At 71.4% G+C, this 16104-nt stretch carries 12 protein-coding genes; 3 read left to right on the top strand and 9 right to left on the bottom strand.

Going from position 1 to position 16104, the window contains the following annotated elements:
* The first annotated feature begins 26 nt into the window (after window positions 1–26).
* Window positions 27–1229 carry a sensor histidine kinase gene (locus KK097_RS18735; protein ID WP_214545203.1) on the top strand — a complete coding sequence of 401 codons (1203 nt, stop codon included), beginning with the start codon at window positions 27–29 and terminating at the stop codon, window positions 1227–1229.
* Entirely contained in the window at window positions 1226–1858 is a 633-nt protein-coding gene (locus KK097_RS13785) for a response regulator transcription factor (RefSeq protein ID WP_214527640.1), read from the top strand. The genes KK097_RS18735 and KK097_RS13785 overlap by 4 nt, the downstream gene beginning before the upstream one ends.
* On the opposite strand, the gene KK097_RS13780 is transcribed toward KK097_RS13785, so the two are convergent.
* From KK097_RS13780 to KK097_RS13745, 8 genes are all read right to left on the bottom strand, one after another.
* Window positions 1859–3058 (bottom strand): hypothetical protein, encoded by a 1200-nt coding sequence (locus tag KK097_RS13780; protein WP_214545202.1) that lies wholly within the window; start codon window positions 3056–3058, stop codon window positions 1859–1861.
* Complete coding sequence (locus tag KK097_RS13775; RefSeq protein WP_111058151.1) at window positions 3016–3321, bottom strand: hypothetical protein; 306 nt, start codon at window positions 3319–3321, stop codon at window positions 3016–3018. The genes KK097_RS13780 and KK097_RS13775 overlap by 43 nt, the downstream gene beginning before the upstream one ends.
* A 265-nt stretch (window positions 3322–3586) precedes the next feature.
* Window positions 3587–5695, bottom strand: a complete 2109-nt coding sequence (locus KK097_RS13770) for a glycoside hydrolase family 36 protein (protein ID WP_214545201.1) — start codon at window positions 5693–5695, stop codon at window positions 3587–3589.
* Window positions 5692–6585, bottom strand: a complete 894-nt coding sequence (locus KK097_RS13765) for an ABC transporter ATP-binding protein (RefSeq protein ID WP_214531544.1) — start codon at window positions 6583–6585, stop codon at window positions 5692–5694. The genes KK097_RS13770 and KK097_RS13765 overlap by 4 nt, the downstream gene beginning before the upstream one ends.
* Window positions 6582–7538, bottom strand: coding sequence for an ABC transporter ATP-binding protein (locus KK097_RS13760; RefSeq protein ID WP_214531543.1), 957 nt, complete (start codon window positions 7536–7538; stop codon window positions 6582–6584). Before KK097_RS13760 ends, KK097_RS13765 begins: the two co-directional genes overlap by 4 nt.
* The gene (locus KK097_RS13755) at window positions 7535–8575 is read right to left on the bottom strand and encodes an ABC transporter permease (RefSeq protein ID WP_214531542.1); all 1041 of its coding nucleotides are present in this window, start codon (window positions 8573–8575) and stop codon (window positions 7535–7537) included. The genes KK097_RS13760 and KK097_RS13755 overlap by 4 nt, the downstream gene beginning before the upstream one ends.
* Window positions 8576–8589: 14 nt before the next feature.
* Complete coding sequence (locus KK097_RS13750; RefSeq protein ID WP_071247140.1) at window positions 8590–9579, bottom strand: ABC transporter permease; 990 nt, start codon at window positions 9577–9579, stop codon at window positions 8590–8592.
* A gap of 34 nt (window positions 9580–9613) precedes the next feature.
* Window positions 9614–11299, bottom strand: coding sequence for an ABC transporter substrate-binding protein (locus KK097_RS13745; RefSeq protein ID WP_214545200.1), 1686 nt, complete (start codon window positions 11297–11299; stop codon window positions 9614–9616).
* A 116-nt stretch (window positions 11300–11415) separates the two neighbouring features.
* Here KK097_RS13745 and KK097_RS13740 point away from each other — a divergent pair, with 116 nt between their 5' ends.
* The gene (locus KK097_RS13740; RefSeq protein WP_214545199.1) at window positions 11416–14004 is read left to right on the top strand and encodes a glycoside hydrolase family 2 protein; all 2589 of its coding nucleotides are present in this window, start codon (window positions 11416–11418) and stop codon (window positions 14002–14004) included.
* A gap of 139 nt (window positions 14005–14143) precedes the next feature.
* On the opposite strand, the gene KK097_RS13735 is transcribed toward KK097_RS13740, so the two are convergent.
* On the bottom strand, window positions 14144–16015 hold the full coding sequence (locus tag KK097_RS13735; RefSeq protein WP_307858799.1) for an alpha-galactosidase: 1872 nt from the start codon (window positions 16013–16015) through the stop codon (window positions 14144–14146).
* Between the last annotated feature and the right edge of the window lie 89 nt (window positions 16016–16104).

Below are 16104 nucleotides of genomic sequence, written 5' to 3'. Positions count from 1 at the left end.
TGCACCGCGGGTGGGATGCTGGGCACATGAAAGGCGAGACGTGGATGCGCAACCGGTGGTTGCACGTCTTCTTCGCGGGCACGTTGCTCCTCACCGCCGTGATCACCGTGTTCGGCTGGTCCCCGTGGTCGAACCGCTGGCCCGCGTACACCGCGGTCGTGGTGCTCGTCGTCGCCTACGCCGTGTTCGGCCACCGTGGCTACGACAGCCCCCGTGCCGCCGCGGCCTTCCTGCCGCTGGTCCTCGTCGCCGCCCTGGTGCTGCCCGCCGTCGTGCCGAGCACCGCGTTCGTGCAGTGCATCGCGTTCCCGCTCGTCTGGGTACAGTCCGAACGGATCCGAACCGCCGTCCTGCTCTCGGTCGCGGTCGGGCTCGCGAGCGGCATCGGCCTGCAGGTCTCCGGCGGCCCGGACGACCTCGTGAGCACCCTGCTCATCGAGGGCATCAGCGTCATCGGTGCCTGCGCGATGGGCGTCTGGATCTCGAGCGTCGCCGGCCTGTCCGAGGAGCGCCTCCAGCTCCTCGACGAACTCCGCGCCACCCAGCAGTCCCTCGCCGATGCCCACCGCAGCGCCGGCGTCGCGAGCGAACGGGAGCGCCTGGCCCGCGAGATCCACGACACCGTCGCGCAGAACCTCGCCGGCATCGTCATGCTCACCGAACGCGCCCGCAGGGACCTGGCGAACGACCGCGGTGCCGCGCTCGACGAACGGCTGGCGGTCCTCGAAGAGTCAGCGCGCGCCGCCCTCGAGGACTCCCGCGCCCTCATCGCCGCGGGGGTCGCCGGTGCCACGAGCGGCAGCCTGGCCGGGGCCCTGCACCGCCTGGCCGAGCGCTACACCCGCGAGACCGGCACGCCCGTGACGGTCGACGCGACCGACGGCCCGCTCGACCGCGATGCCCAGGTCGTGCTGCTCCGGGTCGTCCAGGAGTCCCTCGCGAACATCCGCGCGCACGCCGATGCCGGCTCCGTCCGCATCGTCCTGCGGCACGCGCCCGAACACGTCGGCGTCCGTGTGACCGACGACGGCGTCGGGTTCGACACCGGCGTCCCGACGGCCGGGCACGGTCTCCGGGGCCTCCACGAACGGTTGGCGCTCTCCGGCGGTGCCTGCACGATCACGAGCAGCCCTGGCGGCGGCACCGTCGTCGACGCGAGCCTGCCCACCGGAGCCGAGCCGGGCCTCCCGGCCGTCGACCGTGACCCCGTGGCGGAGGTGACCCGGTGATCCGCGTCGTGGTCGCCGATGACCACCCGATCGTCCGGTCGGGCATCGTGGCCCTGCTGCAGGACGCCGACGACGTCGAGGTCGTCGGCCAGGCCAGCGACGGCCGCGCCGCGGTGACGGTGGCGCTGGCCGAACGCCCCGACGTCGTGCTCATGGACCTCCGGATGCCCGTGCTCGACGGCGATGCGGCGACGGCGCAGATCCTCGCCGCCGACCCCGGCGTCCGCGTCCTGATCCTGACCACGTACGAGTCCGACGACCAGATCCTCGCCGCCATCGAGGCCGGCGCCACCGGCTACCTGCTCAAGGCCGCCCCGGAGTCCGAGATCCTCGCCGGCGTCCGGGCGACCGCACGGGGTGAGACCGCGCTCGCGCCCTCCGCGGCCGCAGCGCTCGTCCGCCGAGCGACAGGCGCGCTCCCCGCCGCCGCCGGCCCGTCGCTGACCCCGCGCGAACTCGACGTCCTGCGCCTCGTCGCCCAGGGCAACAGCAACCCGGCGATCGGCCGCGCGCTGTTCCTCAGCGAGGCCACGGTGAAGACCCACCTCGGCCACGTCTTCGAGAAGCTCGGCGTGAACGACCGCACCCGTGCGGTGACCCGGGCGATGGAGCTCCAGCTCCTCCCCTGATCAGCGCTGCTGCCGGGCGCCGTCGGTGAGACCAACGAACGCGTTCACTCCCTCGACAGCACCCCGAACGACCACCGCGGTGCGCTCCGGACGCAGGGTGATCGTTCCGTCACCGCTCTCCCTCGTCAGCGCACCGACACCCGGTACGAACAGCCCGTGGACTCCCTTCCCGGCCTGGTGGCTCCAGCCGTTCACGGACCGCCACCGAGGTTCCGCCCAGGCACGCCGGAACCACACGACGTCGCTCGGGCAGGGGCCGGATCGGTCCTCGTACTGCGCCGTCGTGATCGTGACCGGCTCACCGGAGCCGACCGATTCGACGGGGTCGACATCGAGCCACCGGAGCAGGTGTGCCACGAGGGATCCTGGACGAACGACACCGAGCGACTCCGAACCGTCCTCGTGGCCGGCACGCACGACGCACTTCTGGCCCTGCATCCAGCACGCCCAGCGCAGTGGCGGAGCGTCGCTCGCGGGGTCACTCGACTCGACGACGAGGAGCGCATCGTGATCGACCACCGGGCCGACGAGTTCGTGGCCCTTGTCGGTGAGGCCACCGAAACGCCCGACGAACCCGAGCTCTCGCGCGGCGACCCCGGTCCCCGAGCGTCGCGCCGCTGCCGGCACCATGCCGCGCTCCCGGAATCGCACCAGCTGGTCGAGCACTCCGACGGGAGTGCGCCACGGAAGGGTCGCACCCGGGCCGGCGGCTGCGGCGAGGGCGCGGTTCCCGGTCGACAGCTCGTCGAGGGGACGGCGCCACCGCGAGTCGAGCAGCCCGTCGACGACCGCGGCGGCTCCAGGCCAGTCACGGGCCGAGCACTCGACCGCGACCCGGACCCGGACATCGCGGAGGATCCGGAGATCACTGATGACGACGTCGTCCGGTTCGGGCAGGGCGACGAGGACGCGGTCGTCCGCGGATTCGAGGACCAGGGCGTCCGGTCGGTCCCCGAGTCGCCGGGTCATCCCGACAGCGGGATCACCAGAGAAGGACCGCACGTCGATGGACACCGCGTGGTCGTCGCGCTCAAGCCGGATGCCCGGTTCGACCGGACGGGCCGTCCACCTTTCCGGCACCTCGAACACGAGACCGTCGACGATGGCCAGTGCATCCCAGCGGACGTCAGGCCAGGGGTCCCACGGCACGTGCCGGGTCATCGGCGAGCCGCCCGTCGCGACCACCGCGGTGTCGCCCACCGGGCCCCGCCGAACAGCAACCACATCCCGAGCACGCCGCACAGCACGAACGCCACCATCAGGACGAGGGCGAGCACCACCGGCCCGTTGAAGCAGAACGCCGCGACGCCCTCGCAGGCGAGCGCCAGCCCGAGCCAGAACAAGCCGAAGGGCATCGCCGGCGTGCTGCGTCGCATCCACGACCGCCAGAGTCCGGCGTACGCCAGTCCGCCGAGGACGACGAACACCCCGCCGATCGCGATCAGCCAGATCGGTGCACTCACGCTCGACTCCCCCCGGTTCTCCGCAACTCCCCTGCTCTGATCCTACGGCGCTGTGCACGAGCGGGGATCCAGTCCTGCGGCGCTCCTGACGGTTCTGGTTCACGATCCCCGAGGATCCTGAACCAGAACCGTCACCGCGCGGACACGAACCCGCGTTCTCCGCGCCGTGGACGCGACCACCGACGGAACGGGAGGCACGGTGCCTGCCCGCACCGTGCCTCCCGTCCGCTCCAGCGCGCGCCCTGCCATCGCGACGCGCGCCCGCTCAGGCCTCCGCGTCCGCCTCCTGCGACCGGACGCGGAGCACCCGCGCAGTGGGGGTGGACCCGCCGTTCGCGACCTCGAGCGAGCCCGAAGCGGCGTCCCACGCCACGGACCACGACCTGAGTGCCGTCGGGAACAGCGGCTCGACGACCACCGTCTGCCCGGCGAACGCCGGCAGCGGCAACGACACCGACGCCGACGCACCGGGCAGCGCCCACACCGACAGGAACAGGTCCCCATCGGGGACGGCGAGGCCGAGCGCGACCCAGGTGTGCTCCCACCCGGGCAACCCGAGCGGCCAGACCGGCACTGCGGACTCGATGATCTCCAGGACCTGCCGGTGCGCAGCGATCGCGTCACCGACCACCGCACGCTGCGACGCCGACATCTCGTTGAGGTACCCCGACAGGTACATCCGCCCGAGCACCCCGTTCACGAGCGAGAGCGTGAACAGCTCCGGGTCCATCGTCGGCTCCGGGTACGCCCAGTTCCCCGCCTGCTCGGGCAGCATCGCGGCGGGCGCGGCGGCGGCGATCGTGGCGGACAACACCGGGTCCTGCTGGTCCGACGTCGACTGCATGTGCAGGCGCGAGAGCATGGCCCAGTCGGCGCGCATCGCTCCCGAGGCGCAGTTCTCGATGAGCAGTGCCGGGTACCGCTCCTGCACGGCGTCGAGCCAGTCGAGCAGCGCCCGCTGGTGGTCGAGCATCCCGGCGAACGGACCCGTCATCGTGTTGTTGTCCATCTTGAAGAACGTCACGCCGAGCTCCCCGACGAGCCGGTCGACGACCGAATCGAGGTGGGCGCGGGCCTTCGGCGAGCGCAGGTCGAGCAGGTGCCGCCCGTGCTCCGCGACCCGGACCCCGTGATGGTGCACGAAGGCGGACGGCGGCAGGGACGAGGCCAGCGGCGAGTGGATGCCGATGACCTCGGGTTCGAGCCAGAGGCCGGCCTGCATGCCGCGCGCACGGATGTGGTCGATGACGGCCCCGAGCCCCGTCGGGAACCGCGACGCCGCTTCCTCCCACGCTCCGACGGTGTCCCACCAGTGCCCCTCGGCGTACCAGCCGGCGTCGATGCAGAACAGGTCCGCTCCGGCGTCGGCGGCCGCGTCGATGAGCGGCAGGAGCTTCTCGGTGGTCGGGTCGCCCATGAGCGTGTTCATGTAGTCGTTGAACACGAGCGGCAACGCGCGGTCCGCCGGTCGTACCGCGCGGAAAGCCCGCCGCTGTGCGGTCAGCACGGCCAGCGCGGAAGACGAGGAACGAGCGATCCCCACCGAGACCGGCACCGAGGTGAACGGCTGCTCCGGCGTGACGACGGTGGTCCACTGGTGTTCCTGGTCGGTCGGCCCGCTCAACAGCACGTACGCATGCCGCCGGGTCTCGCCGAGCTCGTACAGCCAGGGCCCGTTGTGCTCGACCTGCCACACGAGCGCGTACGGAAGCGACACAGCGTCCTCCGCCCGCAGCACCCCGATCGGCAGCGCCTCACCGGTCGACCACGAGCCGCGGTTCTGCACGACGGCGCGGCTGCGGGGCGGGTGGTGCTGGGCCTCCCGGTCGATCGCCGCGAGCCCGATCGACCGCAGCGGATCGGTCCGCCAACGGCTCTCCGCTGCCCAGTCGTTGTCGGCGTGCACGAGGGCGAGCTCGTCGACGGTGGCGCCCGAGTCGGTCAGGAACGCCCCGGTCGCACACGACGACACGAAGTCGACGACGTGCTCACCGTGCTCGGCCGACACCTCGGTCCACGTCTGGAACGCGGGCACGCCGGCGCGCGCCCGGAACACCGACTCGACCTGGAGGCCCGTGGCCGCGTCCGCCTGCACGATCCGGAACCACAGGTCGGTCCCGTCGTCGTGCACGTGGTGCGACACGGGGCGCAGTCGCGCCCCGATCGTCGAGTCCACGTGCCGGAAGCCACCCGGGAAGCGCCCGTGCCCGACGGTCGTCAGTTCGACGAGCGGCTGCGGGTCCTCCGGCCCGTCGGCGAGCACGCCACCGGTCGCGACGAAGGACACGAGCGCCGCGGGCTGGTCCGCACCGACCCGGAACCGTGCCGAGAACCCCTCGGTGACCCAGTCGACGAACGTCGGCCCGTCGCTCATCGTGCCCCGACCGGTGCGGGCCGACTCGGCACCCAGTCCCCGACCGTGTGGTCGTAGCAGGTGGTGTTGTCGATCTTCGTCCGGTCGAGCGGCGGGCCCGCGGTGATCCGGCGTTCGGTGCGCTCCGGGTCGGGGGCGGCCTCGGCGAGCAGCCGGGTGTAGTCGTGGTGCGGGTCGAGGATGACGGCGTCCGACGGGCCCCGCTCGACGACCCGCCCACGGTAGAGCACCAGGATCTCGTCGGAGAAGTGCCGCGCGGTCGCCAGGTCGTGCGTGATGTAGAGGACCGCGAGGTGGTCCTCCCGCTGCAGTCGTCCGAGCAGGTTGAGCACGCTCAGGCGGATCGAGACGTCGAGCATCGACACGGGTTCGTCGGCGATGAGCACCTGGGCGCCCGGGGCGAGTGCGCGGGCGATGGCGACGCGCTGCCGCTGCCCGCCGGAGAGCTCGTGCGGTCGCCGCGACGCGAAGTCCTCGTCGAGGTTCACCCGGCCGAGCAGTTCCCGCACCTTGTCGGCGGTCTCGTCGGCGCCGCGGGCCCGGTGGTGCAGCTGCAGCGGTCGGGCGATGTGGTGCTCGATCGAGTGGAACGGGTTGAGCGAGGCGAACGGGTCCTGGAACACCATCTGCACGTGCCGCCGGTACATGCTGCCCTCGACGGGGGTGCCGTCCTCGAGCCGCACGTCGATCGAGCCGCGGGTCCTGGTCTCGAGCTTGGCGAGCATCCGCGCGATGGTGGACTTGCCCGAGCCGGACTCCCCCACGAGCGCGACGGTCCGCCCGGGCAGCAGGTCGAACGACACGTCGTCGACTGCCCGCAGGGTGGTGCGCTTGAGGCCCTTGCGGGTGTGGAAGTCCTTGCCGAGGTGGCTGACGGTCACACTGGTCATCGGTCCGTCTCCTGTGCTGCCTGGACCACGACGGCCCGCGTGTCGGTCTCGGGTTCGGCGCCGTCCTCGACCCCGGTGCGGATGAACGCCCCGCGGGCTCCGGACAGGCTCGGGAACGACTGCAGCAGCTTCCGCGTGTACGGGTGCTGCGGGTCGTGCTGGATCACGCTGGCACGGTCGCACTCGACGACCTCGCCGCGGAGCATGATCGCGATCCGGTCGCTGATCTCGAGCAGCAGCGGCAGGTCGTGCGTGATGAACACGACGGCGAACCCGAGCTCGTCGCGCAGGCGGACGATCTCGCGCAGGATCTCCCGCTGCACCACGACGTCGAGTGCGGTGGTCGGCTCGTCCATGATCATGATCTGCGGTTCCAGCAGCATCGCCATCGCGATCATCACGCGCTGCCGCATGCCGCCGGACAGCTCGTGCGGGTACGCGGTGATGCGGGACGGGTCGACGCCGACGCGACGCAGGGCGTCCTCGGCGATGGCCCGTCGTTCCCTGCGCGGCAGGCCCTTGCGGTGTTCGACCAGGGCGTCGTCGAGCTGGGCGCGGATCGTGGTGACCGGGTTGAGCGCGTTCATCGCTCCCTGGAACACCATCGACAGCTTCGACCACCGCACCGCCCGGAGCTGCTCGTGCGGCAGACCGAGCAGGTCGACGTCGGTGCCGTCGCGGTCGTGGAACGTGATGCTGCCCGACGTGACCTTCGCCGGCGGTCGGTGCAGCCGGGTGATGGCGTACGCCAGGGTCGTCTTGCCGCAGCCCGACTCCCCCGCGAGCCCGAGGATCTCGCCGGGCGCCAGGGTGAGCGACACGTCCTTGACCGCGTGCACGGGGTGCTCGGTCTCGTAGACGACGTCGAGGTGGTCGATGGTCAGCACGGCCGGGCGGCGTCCGTCGCCCGTGGCGTCGGAGGTGACCGGTCGTGCGGTGTCGGTGGCGCTCATCGGGCGACCCCCTTCGTGTCGTGACCGGCGGTGGCGACGCGGGCCGGGCCTCCCGATCGAGCCGCACGCTTCGCACGACGGTCGCGCCGTCGCTGCGCACGCACGTTCGCGAGTCGCGGGTTGATGACCTCGTCGATCGAGAAGTTCACCAGGGACAGGCCCATGCCGAGCAGGGCGATGAGCAGGCCCGGCGGCACGAACCACCACCAGGCGCCGTTCGCCAGTGCGAAGCCGTTCTGGGCGTAGAAGAGCATGGTGCCGAGCGTCGACGAGTTCGACGCCCCGAGCCCGAGGAACGACAGTCCCGCTTCCCCGAGGATCGCGGCGATCACCGCGAACACGAACTGCGACGCGAGCACCGGCAGCAGGTTCGGCAGGATCTCGACGGCGATGACCCGCCAGGGCCGTTCGCCGGCGACCCGGGCGGCGGACACGTAGTCGCGGTTCCGGATCGACATGGTCTGCGCCCGCAGCACCCGGGCGGACCCGGCCCACGACGTGATGGCCAGGACGATGGCGATGGTCCACAGCCCGCGGGCCTCACGCGGCACCAGGCCGGAGATGACGATGACGAGCGGCAGGCCGGGGATGACGAGGAACACGTTCGAGAACAGCGAGAACGCCTCGTCCATGATCCCGCCGAGGTACGCGCCGAGGATGCCGAAGAACGCGGACAGCACCGTGGCGAGGACACCGACGATGAGGCCGATCTGCAGGCTGCCCCGGGTGGCGAAGGCGAGCTGGGCCAGGACGTCCTGACCGGTCTGGGTGGTCCCGAGCACGTTCGAGCCGCTCGGTCCCTGCAGTCCGGTGTCGCGGATGGTGGTCGGGTCGCCGACGAGCAGCGGTCCGATGACCCCGAACAGCGTGACGCCGGCGACGAGCGCGATGCCCGTGACGAGCCAGGGGGTGAGGGTGGGGAGGAACCGACGGATGCCGCCCTTCGACGCGCGCCGGGTGGCGATCGACGTGGTGCTGTCGGCCTCCTCGGTCAGCGCGCCGATGGTGGGCTCGGTCTCCTGCTGGATGTTGGTCATGGTCGTCTCCTCCCCTAGCTCCGGGCCCGCGTGCGCGGGTCGATCAGTCCGTACAGCAGGTCGACGACGAGGTTCGCGCCGAGCACCGCCAGGGTGATGAACAGGAAGATGCCCTGCATGAGCGCGTAGTCGTTGTTCGTCACGGCGGACAGCAGCTTCGACCCGATGCCCGGGTACGAGAACACCTGCTCGGTGACGACGGAGCCGGACACGATGAACCCGAGGGAGATCGCGAACCCGGCGACCGACGGCAGCACGGCGTTCCGGGCGGCGTAGTTCCGCAGGATCTTGCCGTCGGACAGGCCCTTCGCCTGCGCGGTGGTGATGTAGTCCTCGGACAGCGTCGACACCATCATGTTGCGCATGCCGAGCAGCCAGCCGCCGAGCGACGCGAGCACGATCGTCACCGCCGGCAGCACCCCGTACTGCACCGCCGAGACGATGAAGTCCCAGTTGAAGCCGGGGGTCAGGATGACGTCGTAGCCGCCCTGCGCCGGGAACAGGTGCAGCCCGGTGGCGAAGAAGTACACCAGGATCAGCGCGAGCCAGAAGTACGGCACCGCGGCGAGCAGGGTGGTGGCCGGCACGAACGAGTCGAGCCAGGTGCCGGGCCGCCACCCGACGAAGGCCCCGAGGCCGACGCCGATGATCGCGGCCACGATGGTGGCGATGCCGACCAGGGCGATGGTCCACGGCAGCGAACTGCCGATCACCTCGGTGACGGGCGCCGGGAAGTAACTGACGGACACCCCGAGGTCACCACGGAACACGTTGACCAGGTAGTGGCCGTACTGGGAGATGAGCGGCTCCGAGGAATCGCCACCGAGGAGCAGCTCGTACGCCTCCCGGGTCGCCGGGGTCACCTGCCCGCCGCGCTGCTGGAGCTTGGCGAGCAGGATGTCCACCGGGTTGCCGGGCAGGAGCCTGGGGATGATGAAGTTCAGCGTCAGGGCCGCCCACAGTGCGACGACGTAGAAGCCGATCTTGCGCAGGAAGTAGGTCATCGTCGAGTGCCCCTCGGTCGCGATCCCATCGGTGTCAGCCCTTCGCCGGCTTGAGCGCCTTGAAGATCTCGGCGTTGTCCGGGCTCGCCCAGACCGCCGGGAACGCGTACAGGTCGTCGTCGGTCGGCCAGCCGGTGAACTTCGCCGCGTGGAACTCGCTCGTCGTACCGCCGGTCATCACGGGGATGTAGGGCAGGTCCTCGACGATGTGCTCCTGGATCGTGTCGAGCTGGGGCTGGGTGGCGTCGGTGTCCTCCGGGTTGATCGTGGCGAGCTGCTTCAGGGCCGCGTCGACCTCGGGGTTGCTGTAGCGGGCGATGTTCATCGGGGCCGCTTCTCCGACCTTCGCGGTGTTCGCCGTCGAGAAGTAGTTGTTGTACAGGTAGTACGGGTTCGCCGTCGGGCCCTGACCGAGCGAGTCGATCGCGAGTTCGAAGTTGCCCTTGGTCTTCTTGTCGGTCCACTCGTTCCACGACGACTGCTGCGCCTTGAGTTCGATGCCCGCGGCCTTGAGCTGCTGCGTCATCGTGTCGATCGCGGTGATGTAGTCGGTCCACCCGGTGACGACCTCGACCGTCAGGGACAGCTTCTTGCCGTCCTTGGCGTAGATGCCGTCCGAACCCTTCTTCCACCCGGCGCCTTCGAGCGTCGAGGCGGCCGCGTCGGTGTCGGCGGTCTCCGGCATCACCGCCGGCTCGATGTCCTCCGAGATGGTGTCCTTCTGCGTCGTGGTGAGCGCGAAGGTCGGCGAGATCTCGCTCGCGGTGTTCTCGAACGCCAGCGAGTTGAGCTGCTTGCGGTTGATGGCGTCGGCGATCGCGTGGCGGACGGCCGGGTCGGTCTGCGGTCCGGCGCAGCCGAGGTCGGTGCTCGAGCAGGTCAGCAGCGCCATCTGGTTCTGCCCGACGGTGATGCCGTCGTAGCCGTTGTAGTTGGCGGGGATGTCGTCCATGTTCGGCACCGGGCCGGTCTGCCAGTCGATCGACCCCTGCTTCAGCGCGTCGGCGCCGGCGGTGTTGCCGGAGAGCGACAGGTAGCGGATGGTCTTCACGGCCGGGGCGCCGTCCCAGTACTCCTTGTTCGCCTCGAGGGTGAAGGCCTGCGCCTTGAAGGTGCCGAGCGTGTACGGGCCGGTGCCGACGGGCTCGCGCACGACGTCGGTGGTCGGGTCGATGTCCTTCCACAGGTGCTCGGGCACGATCCAGGTCTTGCCGAGCAGGTTCGGGCCGAGCACGAACGACGGCTTGTCGAACGAGACGACCACCTTGTCGTCGCCGTCGGCCTTCGCGCTGCCGTCGTAGCCGATCGAGTTCAGGGCCTTCTGCTTCGTGAGCATGTCGAGCGTGAACACGACGTCCTTCGAGGTGAAGGGCTCGCCGTCGCTCCAGGTGGCTCCGTCGCGCAGCGTGATGGTGAGCTGCGTGCCGTCGCCGTTCCACTCGTAGGACTTGCCGAGCAGCGGCTTCGGGTCGTTCGTGTTGACGTTGGTGATGAAGAAGAGCGACTCGTAGATCGTGCCGACGCCACCGATGTTCGACGGCGACCACGGGTTGTAGTTGATCTGGTAGTCGCCGGACTGGCCGGTGTAGGCGACCAGGGTCGAAGCGGCCGCGTCGTTCGTGCTGGCGGTGCCGCTGGAGCTGCAGCCGCTGAGCGCGAGGCCGGCGGCGAGGAGAACGGCGCCGCCGATGGCGAGCCGTGAACGGGTTGGGTTGAACATCGTTGTCCTCTCGGTCTGCGTCGTCGCAGAGTCCACGTTGTGAGCGTGATTGTTACACGCGTAAACTAAGGCGGTCAAGGGGTCGGGTCACGGCCCCGTAACGATGAGGAGACGCAATGGAGCGGACCACCCTGGACGGCACGTGGAGCCTCGAGGCGGTGACCGGGCCCGGGCAGTCGGCGGAGCACCGCGAACCGATCACGGCGCAGGTCCCCGGCTGCGTGCACACCGACCTGCTGCGGGCCGGCCGGATCCCCGACCCGTTCGACGGCGACGGCGAGGCCGCCACCCAGTGGATCGGCGACACCGTCTGGCGCTACCGCCGCACGTTCGACTGGACCGCGCCGGACGAGTCCCGCCACGACCTCGTCGCCGAGGGCCTCGACACCCTCGCCGCGATCGAACTGAACGGCATCGTCGTCGCGACGACCGCCAACCAGCACCGCTCGTACCGGTTCCCCGTCGGGCACCTGCTGCGACCGGGCGCGAACGAGCTCGTCATCACCTTCGACGCGCCCGTCCCCGCCGCCGAGCGCCTCTCCGCCCTGCACGGCGGCGAGCTGCCGCACGTCAACCACCACCCCTACAACGCGCTGCGCAAGAACGCGTCGAACTTCGGGTGGGACTGGGGCGTCGACGTCGCCACCAGCGGCATCTGGAAGTCGATCGGCATCGAGTCCTGGAGCGGCGCCCGCATCGCGGCCGTCCGCCCGCTCGTCGACGTCGACGGCACCACCGGCGTCCTGACCGCCCACATCGACGTCGAGTACGCCGGCTCCACCGGTTCGTTCTCGCAGGCCATCGGCAGCGCACCCGTCGCCTCCGCAGGCGGTCCCGTCGGCACCGGCCTGGAGGCCCGGATCACCCTGGCCCCGCACCCCGCGTCCGCAGCGCGCCCGGGCCCCGACACCGCGCCTCCCGTCGGTCGCCCCGACGACGCCGACACCGCCGACCGGGTCGTCGGTACGCGTCCCGTCGTGACCGGCCCGGACGTCACCACCGGCTCCGCCGTCGTGCGCCTCGAGGTCCCCGACGTCGCCGTCTGGTGGCCGCGCGGCGAGGGCGACCAGCCCCTCTACGACGTCCGGGTCGAGGTCGGCGACGACGTGTGGAACGGCCGCGTGGGCTTCCGCACGGTCACGCTCGACACCGCGGCCGACGCCGGCGGGGCCCCGTTCCTGCTCCGCGTCAACGGCCGTCCGGTCATGGTGCGCGGGGCGAACTGGATCCCCGACCACGCCTACCTGACCGAGATGACCCGCGAGCGGTACGCGGACCGGATCCAGGACGCGGTCGACGCGAACATGAACCTGCTCCGCATCTGGGGCGGCGGGATCTACGAGTCCGACGACCTCTACGACCGCTGCGACGAACTCGGCATCCTCGTCTGGCAGGACTTCCTGTTCGCCTGCGCCGCCTACGCCGAGGAGCCCTGGCTCGCCGACGAGGTCGAGCCCGAGGTCCGCGAGGCCGTCACCCGCCTCAGCCCGCACCCCTCGCTCGTGGTGTGGAACGGCAACAACGAGAACCTCGTCGCCTACGCCGAGTGGGGCTGGCGGCCGTCGCTCGTCGGCAGGACCTGGGGCAACGGCTACTACCGCTCCCTGCTGCCGTCGATCGTCGCCGAGCTCGACCCGACCCGTCCGTACACGCCGGGCAGCCCGTTCTCGTTCGACGAGTACCTGACGCCGAACGACCAGCGGAACGGCAGCGTGCACATCTGGGACGTCTGGAACCGCCTCGACTACCGCGCCTACGCCGACTGGGAGCCCCGGTTCGTGGCGGAGTTCGGGTTCCAGGGCCCGCCGGCGTGGTCGACCCTGACCGCCGTGGTGCACGACGAGCCCCTCGACCCGGACGGCCACGAGATGCTCGTGCACCAGAAGGCCGACCAGGGCAACCGGAAGCTCGCCGACGGCATGCGGGGCCACCTGCCCTCGCCGACGAGCATCGAGGACTGGCACTTCGCCGCGCAGCTCAACCAGGCGCACGCGATCCGGTTCGGCATGGAGTGGTTCCGCTCCCGCACCCCCGACAACACCGGCATGGTCGTCTGGCAGCTCAACGACGACTGGCCCGTGGTGTCGTGGGCCCTGGTCGACCACGCCGGCATCCGGAAGCCCGTCTGGTACGCCGTCCGGCAGGCCTACCAGCCCGTGCTGCTCACCGTGCAGCCGTCAACCGGCGGCCAGGGCGGCCTCGACGTCGTCCTCGTGAACGCATCCGGGGCATCGGTCGCCGACGAGGTCACGGTCTCCCGCGTCGCCTTCGACGGCACCGTGCTCGAGTCCTCGTCGTTCGCACTCGCAGCTGCCCCCGCCGACGCCGACCGGGTGCAGCTGCCGACGTCGCTCGCGGCGCCCGGGAGCCCCGGTTCCGAGGTCCTCGTCGTCACCGGAGCCGGTACCCGCACCGTGCACGACTTCGCCGAGGTCGTCGACCAGGCCCTGGAGCCCTCGCCTCTGCGGACCGACGTGACCCCGACGGCCGACGGCGCAACGGTCACCGTCACGGCGACGGCGTACGCACGGGACGTCTCGCTGTTCCCGGACCGCGTGGACGCCGCAGCCCGTGTCGACGAGGGCCTCGTGTCCCTGCTCCCCGGCGAGACGGTGACCTTCACGGTGACGAGCGCACCCGGCATCGCTCCGGACGCCCTCGTCCACCCGCTCGTCCTCCGCCACGGGGGCTCGCTCCTGCCCTGACCCGGTTGCCGCGGGGGACGGCGACGTTCCCTCGCGCCGCTGACGGTTCCGGTTCACGATCCCCGAGGTTCGCGAACCGGAACCGTCACGTCACCGACCCGGGACGCTTCCCCCGCCGAAGCAGCGCGGCGGGCCGCGCTCAGCCGAGCGCGCGGAGCTCCAGCACGATCGCGGTCGCCGGCGCGAGCATCGGGAGCCGTGCCCCGACGTCCTCGAACACGGCGCCGGTCAGCTCCAGGTGCCCGCGCACGAGCCACTCCGGCGGCACCATGTCGAGTCCGCGCGGCACAGCGAGCCCGGACACCGGGGCGAGCCGGTAGCGCCGCGACCGGTCGAGTCCGCGCACCCGGAGCGGCACCGGCAACGACCGCGGCCCGGTCTCCGTCCGCGCGACCCGCACCAGCGCCCGTGAACGGTCGGTGGCCACCACGGACGTCGCCACCATCCCCGCGTCGCCGAGGTCCAGGTGCCGCAGCCGCCCGGAGTGCAACAGCCCGCGCTCCCGCCGGTACAGCGCCGTCCAAGCCCGGAGCCGGTCGAGCTCCTCGGGCGACAGCTTCGTGACGTCGGTCTCGATGCCCACCGAGCCGAACAGCGACACCGCCATCCGGAAGTCCAGGTCGAGGTGCCGGCCCGTGGTGTGCGAGATCTCCGGCCCGACGTGCGACCCGATCAGCTCGAGTGGCAGCAGCGCCTCCGTCCACCGTTGGATCGGCAGCCGCTCGAACGCGTCGTTCGAGTCCGAGGGCCACACCCGGTCGGTGCGCTCGAGCACGCCGAGGTCGATCCGTGCCCCGCCGCTCGCGCACGCCTCGATCTCGAGCCACGGGTGCCGCGCACGCAGCTCGTCCATCAGCGCGTAGACCCCGCGGGTGTGCGCGTCCACGCCCGCGCGTCCGGCGTGCACCGCGTGCACGATGTCCCGGTTCTGGTCCCACTTCACGAAGTCGACGTGGTGCTCCCCGATCACCCCGGACATGCTCTCGAGCACGTGGTGCCGGGCCAGCGGGTTCGCCATGTCGAGCACGTACTGGTTCCGCCAGGTGCGGACGTCGTCCTCGGGCCGCTGCAGCATCCACTCGGGGTGCGCCGCCGCGAGCTCGGACACCGGGCTCACCATCTCGGGTTCGAACCACAGCCCGAACTCCATGCCGAGCGCACGCACCCGGTCGACGAGCGGTGCCAGCCCGTCCGGCCACACCGACGGGTCGACGCGCCAGTCCCCGAGCGACGTCGCGTCCGACCGCCGGCCGACGAACCACCCGTCGTCGAGCACGAACCGCTCGACGCCGATGTCCGCGGCGGTCTCCGCCAGGGCCACCAGGGGTCCGAGCTCCTGCCGGTAGTAGACGGCCTCCCAGGTGTTCAGCACCACGGGCCGGGGCCGTCGGGGGTGGCCCGGGCGGCTGCGCAGCGAGTCGTGCAGCCGGTCGGACAGCCCGTCGATCCCGCTGTCGCTCCACACGAACACGGCGTCGGGGGCGGTGAACGACTCCCCCTTGCCGAGCACGACCTCACCGGCACGCAGCAGTTCCCCGGCGCCGAGCAACGGCCGCGCCTCGGCGAGCTGGTCGTACCGGTACACGGAGTCCGCGCTCCAGGCCAGGTGCACGGCCCACAGCTCCCCCTCGGCGTCCGAGAACCCGGGCGTCCCGAGCACGAGCAACGTCGGGGAGTCGTGGCCCGTCCGTCCGCGCCGGCTCTCCCGCGCGTGGCTCCCGGCGGAGGTCGCACGCCGCTGTGGTGTCCGTTCCCGGGTCCACCGCCCGCCGAGGTCGAGCACCTCGGCGATCCGCTCCCCCACGGGCAGCGTCGCCTCGAGTGCCTGCAGGTGCACGGGTCCGGCGTGCGTGTTCGTCACCGCGTGCCGCACCCGCAGCACCCCGGCCCCGTCCAGCGCGAACTCGCTCCGCAGCGTCAGCGAGTCGGACTCCGCGGTGACGACGATCCGTTCGTCGTCACCGATCACCACCACGTCGGTCCACCGCGGCACGAGCGGCAGCCCGTCCACGTGTCCGGCGATCCCCGGCCGACCGCAGCACGTGCACCCGCCGATCTCGAGCGTCCACGGATGCCGACTCGCGCTCCACGACGGTCACG

Source organism: Curtobacterium flaccumfaciens, from assembly GCF_018598405.1.
In the GTDB taxonomy this organism is placed as follows: Bacteria; Actinomycetota; Actinomycetes; order Actinomycetales; family Microbacteriaceae; genus Curtobacterium; species Curtobacterium aurantiacum.
This window is presented reverse-complemented; position numbering and strand designations above follow the sequence as displayed.

Bases quoted from the DNA above. Each gene is read 5' to 3' on its own strand.
- KK097_RS18735 (WP_214545203.1), top strand. From the start codon at position 27: ATGAAAGGCGAGACGTGGATGCGCAACCGGTGGTTGCACGTCTTCTTC.
- KK097_RS13770 (WP_214545201.1), bottom strand. From the start codon at position 5,695: ATGAGCGACGGGCCGACGTTCGTCGACTGGGTCACCGAGGGGTTCTCG.
- KK097_RS13765 (WP_214531544.1), bottom strand. From the start codon at position 6,585: ATGACCAGTGTGACCGTCAGCCACCTCGGCAAGGACTTCCACACCCGC.
- KK097_RS13760 (WP_214531543.1), bottom strand. From the start codon at position 7,538: ATGAGCGCCACCGACACCGCACGACCGGTCACCTCCGACGCCACGGGC.
- KK097_RS13755 (WP_214531542.1), bottom strand. From the start codon at position 8,575: ATGACCAACATCCAGCAGGAGACCGAGCCCACCATCGGCGCGCTGACC.
- KK097_RS13750 (WP_071247140.1), bottom strand. From the start codon at position 9,579: ATGACCTACTTCCTGCGCAAGATCGGCTTCTACGTCGTCGCACTGTGG.
- KK097_RS13745 (WP_214545200.1), bottom strand. From the start codon at position 11,299: ATGTTCAACCCAACCCGTTCACGGCTCGCCATCGGCGGCGCCGTTCTC.
- KK097_RS13740 (WP_214545199.1), top strand. From the start codon at position 11,416: ATGGAGCGGACCACCCTGGACGGCACGTGGAGCCTCGAGGCGGTGACC.